The 6,255-nt window shown below is 67.3% G+C and carries 7 protein-coding genes; 3 read left to right on the top strand and 4 right to left on the bottom strand.

Annotated features, from left to right (window positions below):
- The first annotated feature begins 153 nt into the window (after positions 1 to 153).
- Both IRZ12_RS14560 and IRZ12_RS14555 read left to right on the top strand, forming a co-directional pair.
- A complete protein-coding gene (locus IRZ12_RS14560) occupies positions 154 to 414 on the top strand; it encodes a sulfurtransferase (RefSeq protein ID WP_296469761.1) in 261 nt (86 codons plus the stop codon).
- Positions 415 to 488: 74 nt separating this feature from the next.
- Positions 489 to 1,280 carry an alpha/beta fold hydrolase gene (locus IRZ12_RS14555; protein WP_296469757.1) on the top strand — a complete coding sequence of 264 codons (792 nt, stop codon included), beginning with the start codon at positions 489 to 491 and terminating at the stop codon, positions 1,278 to 1,280.
- A gap of 11 nt (positions 1,281 to 1,291) precedes the next feature.
- Here IRZ12_RS14555 and IRZ12_RS14550 read toward each other — a convergent pair whose 3' ends face one another.
- The gene (locus IRZ12_RS14550; RefSeq protein ID WP_367181593.1) at positions 1,292 to 1,555 is read right to left on the bottom strand and encodes a LysR substrate-binding domain-containing protein; all 264 of its coding nucleotides are present in this window, start codon (positions 1,553 to 1,555) and stop codon (positions 1,292 to 1,294) included.
- A 181-nt stretch (positions 1,556 to 1,736) separates the two neighbouring features.
- On the opposite strand from IRZ12_RS14550, the gene IRZ12_RS14545 reads away from it, so the two are divergent.
- On the top strand, positions 1,737 to 2,939 hold the full coding sequence (locus IRZ12_RS14545) for an MFS transporter (protein ID WP_296469752.1): 1,203 nt from the start codon (positions 1,737 to 1,739) through the stop codon (positions 2,937 to 2,939).
- A 10-nt stretch (positions 2,940 to 2,949) separates the two neighbouring features.
- Here the strand turns inward: IRZ12_RS14545 and IRZ12_RS14540 are convergent, their stop codons facing one another.
- From IRZ12_RS14540 to IRZ12_RS14530, 3 genes are all read right to left on the bottom strand, one after another.
- On the bottom strand, positions 2,950 to 3,627 hold the full coding sequence (locus tag IRZ12_RS14540) for a hybrid sensor histidine kinase/response regulator (RefSeq protein WP_367181592.1): 678 nt from the start codon (positions 3,625 to 3,627) through the stop codon (positions 2,950 to 2,952).
- Between the two features lie 110 nt (positions 3,628 to 3,737).
- On the bottom strand, positions 3,738 to 4,412 hold the full coding sequence (locus tag IRZ12_RS14535; RefSeq protein ID WP_296469749.1) for a TraB/GumN family protein: 675 nt from the start codon (positions 4,410 to 4,412) through the stop codon (positions 3,738 to 3,740).
- Positions 4,413 to 4,608: 196 nt separating this feature from the next.
- Positions 4,609 to 6,162: a UbiD family decarboxylase gene (locus tag IRZ12_RS14530; protein ID WP_296469746.1), complete on the bottom strand. Its 1,554-nt coding sequence runs from the start codon at positions 6,160 to 6,162 to the stop codon at positions 4,609 to 4,611.
- Positions 6,163 to 6,255 lie beyond the last annotated feature (93 nt).

The raw sequence follows: 6,255 nt of genomic DNA, 5'->3' as shown, positions 1-6,255 counted from the left end.
CCGATTTCCATCGTGCGCCAGTACATCGAGCAGCAGCAAACCCCACACTGAAACCCAAAGACAAGGACGGCTGCGCCGTCCGCGCTATCCTTCCCCGCCTGAACGGCGGGGCTTGTCGCGCACCGGGTCATTGCGCCCACAAATGGTTGGAATTTGCTCGACCCGGGTTCGCAAACGTATCTGCCCGATGAGGCGCTTGCTGCCGTCATGCGCCAGCGTGGCGTTCGATTGGGGCAAAATACGCGTTTTGTGTGTTCGTGCGGATCGGGTGTCTCTGCCTGCGTGGTGGCCTTGGCCTTGGAGAAGTTGGGCGAACCACGGGTGCAGGTGTACGACGGATCCTGGACGCAATGGGGAAGCGACCCATCCTTGCCCGTCGAAACCGGCGAGGCGGTTCCTGCGGGCGCAGCGTGAAGCGCCGGGAGGGCAGGCGGAGGCGGTCGTTTCCTCGAAACGAGAACAGTAGTGCAACAAGGGAGGAAACATTGGTGACACGACAAGGCGCACTGGATCCGGCCTCGGGGCTGTATTTCACTGAACACGGCTCGGCGTCGCACCCCGCGATCGTGCTGACCCATTCCATCCTGGCGGATGGAAGAATGTGGGACAGGCAGGTCGCGTGGCTGGCGAAGGAATATCGGGTCATCAATGTCGACCTGCCGGGGCACGGGCAGTGTCCGCTCGTGCCCGGAGGTGTTTCGCTCGCAAGCCTGGCTGACGGCATCGTCAAATTGGCGGCGGCCCGCGGGCTAGAGAGCTTTCATTACGTCGGCGTTTCCCTGGGCGCCATGATCGGCTACGAGCTGGCCACGCGGCGCTCGACCTGGCTTGCGAGCATGGTGGCATGCGATGCGCCGCCTTTTGCGCCGGATAACTATCCCGCGCTATGGGAGGCACGGATCTCCCGCGCGCAACGCGATGGCACGGCTGCGCTCGTCGAGGAAACGCTGCAGCGCTGGTTTACGCCGCAGACCTTGGCGCGGCGGCCGGATTACGTCGAGGAGCTCAGCGAGACCATCGCCCAGACGTCTGCCGAAGGCTTCGAGCATTGCGCATTGGCCATCTCCCGCTTTGACTACCGGGATGCGCTGCGCGCCTGCACCGTGCGCACGACGCTGGTCGCCGGCGAGTCGGATGGAACCATTCCCGAGGCGCTGCAAGCCCTCGCGGCCCAGATGCCGAATGCGGTTTGGTGCGAGATTCCCGGCGCGGGCCATCTTCCCAACCTCGAGAACCCGGACGCGTTCGATGCCATGCTGAGGCGCCACCTGTCGTCGTGACAGGGCGCGCGTCATGCGTCCTGAGACTTGCGGATGGCGTCGGCCAAGTGCTTGGGCATGGCGCGGGTGGCCCGCGGCAGGCTGGTGCGCGACACGATGTAGGCGTTCAGCGGCAGGTGAGGCTCCCACTCCGTCACGATGCGCTTGAGCTTGCCCGTTTGCACGTAGTCGCGCCCGAGGATCTCCGGTATGAGTCCAACGCCTATGCCGCATGCCACCATTTCGCGCAGCAGCCGCGTGAAGACGCGGCCGCACCTGAGCAATTGCGTGGCCACCGACAAGACCAATGCATGCGCTAACTTCTGAGCGGCGGGCGCAGGCAGGGGCGTGCTGAGCCCCCGCCCCGCGTCATGGGGCCCTCGACCGAAGGCATGACCATGGCTGGGCGCCCGTTCGCCTAGAATGAGGGTTTCTGCCAATAGAAGCCCGCGTCGAACGGGCCGTCTCCAGACAACCATGAGTCAATCTTCGAGTCGCTTGCTGATGCGCGTGGCGGCCGCGCATAGCGTCAGCCATGTCCACATCATGACCGTGCCGGCCATGTTGCCGCTGCTGCCGGGCGCGATGGGCGTGGGCTTCGTCGACCTCGGCCTCGCCATCAGCGTGTTCAACGGCGTATCGGCCGTGGCCCAGGCTCCGCTGGGCTTCATCGTGGACCGGGTCGGGGCCAAGCCCATGCTCATGTCGGCCCTGGCGCTCGGCACGCTCAGCTATTTGCTGCTGGCGGTGTATCCGGCCTATTTCTGCCTGCTGCTGTGCATGGCCGTCGCGGGCTTCGCCAATGGCATTTATCACCCGGCCGATTATTCCCTGCTGTCGCGCGGCATCGAGTCCAACCGCATGGGCCGGGCCTTCTCCCTGCACACCTGCGCCGGATCCCTGGGCGGGGCCTTGACGCCGCCCGTCATGGTCGGCCTCGGGGTGGCCTGGGGCGTTCGCTGGGCCTTCGCCGCGGCGGCGCTCGCCGGCTTGCTGTCGCTGGCCTACCTGGCTTTCGGTGATCGACACGCGGCCGCGGTCGCGCCTGCGGCCAAGAAGTCGCCCGGTCCGGGCAAGCCCAAGGTCGCCATCCCGATCGCGGCGATCGGCGTGCTGACTTTCATGTTCATGCTGCTCAGCCTGAGCACGGGCTCCATCGAGCGGTTCTCGGTCACCTCCCTCATGCAGGGGTTCGGCGTGCCCCTGTCTACCGCCAACATGGCGCTGACGGCCTATATGTTCGCGGTTGCCTGCGGCGTGCTGGCGGGCGGCTTCCTGGCCGACCGCACCTCCCGGCACGGCATGCTCGCAGGCGGCGCGTTTGCCGCGGCGGCGTTGCTGGTGGTGGTCGTCATATGCGTCCCGCTGCCTGCGCCGCTGCTCGTGGGGATCATGGGCGCGGTGGGCTTCCTGGCCGGCATGGTGTCTCCGTCGCGGGACATGCTGGTGCGTGCCGCGTCGCCCGCCGGGGCGGAGGGGCGCACCTTCGGCATCGTCTCCACCGGCTTCAACGTGGGCGGCGTCGCCGGCCCCGTGCTTTTCGGCTACCTGATCGATCGCGGTTGGCCGACGGGCGTGTTGTGGGCGACCGTCCTGCTCATGAGCGTGACGGCCATCATCGTGATGCTGCAGGAAAGGCGTTCGGTCGGCCGCCCTGGCGTGGCCGCCAGCCGCGCCTGAGCGCCGCGCGTCAGACGGCCCGGTGCGCGGCCTCGCGCAGGCTGCCGCGGCGGGCCGCGACGCCCGCCAGCAGGGCGCGCAGCTTGGCCGGCGCGACCGGCTTGGTCAGCAGCGAGACGCGATGCTCCCTGATCCGGCGCAGCATCTCGGGCGAGGTGGTGCCCGAGACCAGCACCAATTGGGCCTGCGGCTGCAGCGCCCGTGCCTGTTCCGCCACCGCCAGCCCGTCGTCGCTGTCGCCGAGCTGCAGGTCGCAAAGAATGAGCTCGTAGCGCTTGCCGGGGGCGCCTAGCCGCCCGAGCGCGCCGCCGGCCGATCGCTCGCAATCGACGCGGCACCCCCATTGTTTCAATAACTGCGCAGTGCCTTCGAGGATGGCATCGTCGTCGTCGACCAGCAGGCAGTCCATGTCCAGGGAAAGCAGGGCGGAAGACGCGGGCGCCGCACCGATCGCCGGCGCGATGGCGGGCGCTTCGGTGGTCTCCAGCTCCATCGAGAACGTGCTGCCGCGGTTCATGGCCGAGCGCAGCCGTATCTCTGTTTGCAGCAGCGTGGCAATGCGCGCGCAGATCGACAGGCCGAGGCCGAAGCCGTTGCGCCGGTCGCGCTGGGGATTGCCCACCTGGTAGAACTCTTCGAACACCCTGGCTTGATGAATGGGCGCGATGCCGATGCCGTTGTCCCGCACTTCGAGCCGGAAGGGGCGCGAGGAAGGCGCCCTGGCCCCAGAAAACCTGATGTCGATTCAACATGCCTTGGCCCTCCACGGGGCGGTTCCTCGGTCATTCGGGCGCGTGTTCACATTGGCTCCGCAACGATCAGAAAGCCGCGCTGGCGCAGCCGCTCGAGCAGCCCGGCCGACCCGGTCAGGTGAATGGCGCCCACTGCCACGAATGCGCCGCCGCGCCGCAGCAGCGTCTCGAGCTTGGGCAACCAGCGTTCATTGCGCGCCTCGAGCAGCGCGAGCGCCGCCCAGGGCTTGAGGCGGGCGAGTAGCGAAGGCGGTACGTGGGGCAGCAGGCGCGCCAGTTCGGCAAAGGCCGCCTGGCCGATCAGGCCGGGCAGGCCCGCCGGATCGTCGAGCAGGCGGTAGCGTTCCTTGGCGGCATCCCATCGGGTCGCGCCGTCCACTTCGTTGACCAGCACGCGCGTGTGGCGCATGGCCTCGCGCAGGATGTCCGCATCGACTTCCAGTTCGTCGAGTTCGCCGAAGTGGATGGTGCCGAAGACGTAGTTGACGGGCGTGGAAGCCGAAGCCCCATCCGCGCCGGCTGCATCATCGTCCGCGGCCTGGGGGGGAGCGGGCGCCGCCGCGGCAGGCGGCAACACGCGGAACAGCACACTGCGCCATTGGCGCCAAGGTTCGATGGGCGCATCGGGGGCGGCGTCCGGCGTCGAGCCGTGGGCCGGCATGCAGGCGGCGCAGGCCGCCGCCAGCCATAGCGACCGGAAAGCCGACCATAACCGAAGCATGGACCGGCACGAAAAAGGGGTGTGCAGTCCCATGGTTCGCATTCACGTAGAGAGTGAAGCGGATTCTTTCAGACGGGATATGCGGGGACCATATTCCGAGCGGTCTATGCCGTTGGTCCAACGTCATGGATCCCGCCTGCCGCATCGCGCGGGACTGCGTGAGAAACGCGATGCGGGGCGCGACGCCGGTGCGCCGTTACTTCAGGCAATAGCGGCCCTGCGCATCGCGCGTGATGCCGAGCCTCGTTCCGTTATCGTCCAGCCAGCGCACCACGTCCAGGCCGTCGCGCGTATCGATGGCCGCCATCAGCTCGACGAAGAACTTGGGGCCATCCTTGAGAGCATCTTCGAGCGAGGCAAAGCGGGCGCCGCCAGAGCGGGGCGGCTTGGGTACCTGGTGCTCGATGGGCCGCGCCGCCCCGGGCGGGAGATACGGCATGGTCAGGTCGAACCCCGCCTTGTCGGTGACCTTGCTGCCTTCGAGCGAGGGGTCGAGCGGAACGGTGCGCATGCCGGTCTGCAGCACCAAGTCGCGGCCGGCCTGGAAGCGTGTGGCAAAGGCCCATTCCATTTGCGCGTCGGAATAGATGTCGATGTCGGGGTCGACCACGAACACGTGCTTGACGTTGGCCTGGCAGCCGAAGATCGCTGCGATGGCATTGCGCGCATCACCCGGCACGCGCTGCTGCAAGGCGACCCGCACGTTGAACGAGCCACCGGCCGAAGGCGGCGCGTACACGGCGCGGACGTCGCGCACGGCGCTCTCGAGCGCGCGCCAGACCAAGACTTCCGTGCGCAGCGAGCCGAGCTGGGCCGTATCCGTGCGGTGCATGGCGGCGCCGCCAATGGACGAAGTCTGGAACACGGCGTCGCGGCGATGCGTGATGGCCGTCAGGTGAAAAACCGGATTGCGCTTCACGGCGCCGTAATAGCCGAGGAATTCGCCGTAAGGGCCTTCCGCCTCCACGTGTCCGCGCTCGTCGAAATAGCCTTCGAGGATCATTTGCGCATCTGCCGGCACGAGCAGGTCATTGGTCACGCACTTGACCACGCCCATGGGCTCGCCGCGCAGTGCGGCGATCAACGCGAGCTCATCACCCGGGAAGCGCAGCACGGCCGCCAGCTGGTCGATGGGGTGGCAGCCGATGGCAAAGGCAACCGGCGTGGGCTTGCCCTGCGCGGCCTGGTGCAGGTAGATCGCGCGCAGGTCGGAAGGCGCCACGAGGTCCACCCCCGCGGTGCGGCGCCCGCGCAGCATGAGCCGGCGCATCCCCACGTTCGTGTGTCCCGCCATCGGGTCGTGCACGAAGTCCATCGACGCGGAAATATAGGGCGCGCCATCCAGGTCGTGCTGGAGGTGGATGGGCAGGGCGGTGAGGTCGCAGTCTTCGCCCGTGAGCACCACTTGCTGCACTGGCGCCGTCTCGCGCGGCACTTCGACCAGTTGGCCCGGACGGTCCAGGCGCGAGAGGATTTCCTGCAGCACTTCGGAAGGCGTCGTGCCGAACGCCGCCGCCAGGCGGCTGCGGCTTGCCGCCACATTGGCGCACAGCGAAAACTTGGAATCGCCTGGCGCCTGGAACCAGACCGCGCGCGGATTGTTGTCGACGCGCTCGGCGATCTGCCCCAATTCGACCCGGTTGGCCTCGACTTCGAGCTCATCCGGCCCAAGCGCTTCCAGGAACGCCCGCAGCCCGAAGCGCTCCAGGTCCACGTCCGCGGCGGTGGGGGCGTTCTTGGTTGACGGCATGCTTACTCCTCCATATTGGTGAATCTTCGACGGGTACTTGTAACGAAGCCTTATATAAGAGATCCTTATGTTAAGGTTTGGTCCTGAAAAAGT

The sequence above is a fragment of the Pigmentiphaga sp. genome, assembly GCF_019689535.1.
GTDB lineage: Bacteria > Pseudomonadota > Gammaproteobacteria > Burkholderiales > Burkholderiaceae_B > Pigmentiphaga.
Note: the sequence above shows the minus strand (reverse complement) of the source record. Positions and strands in the feature narration are given on the sequence as shown.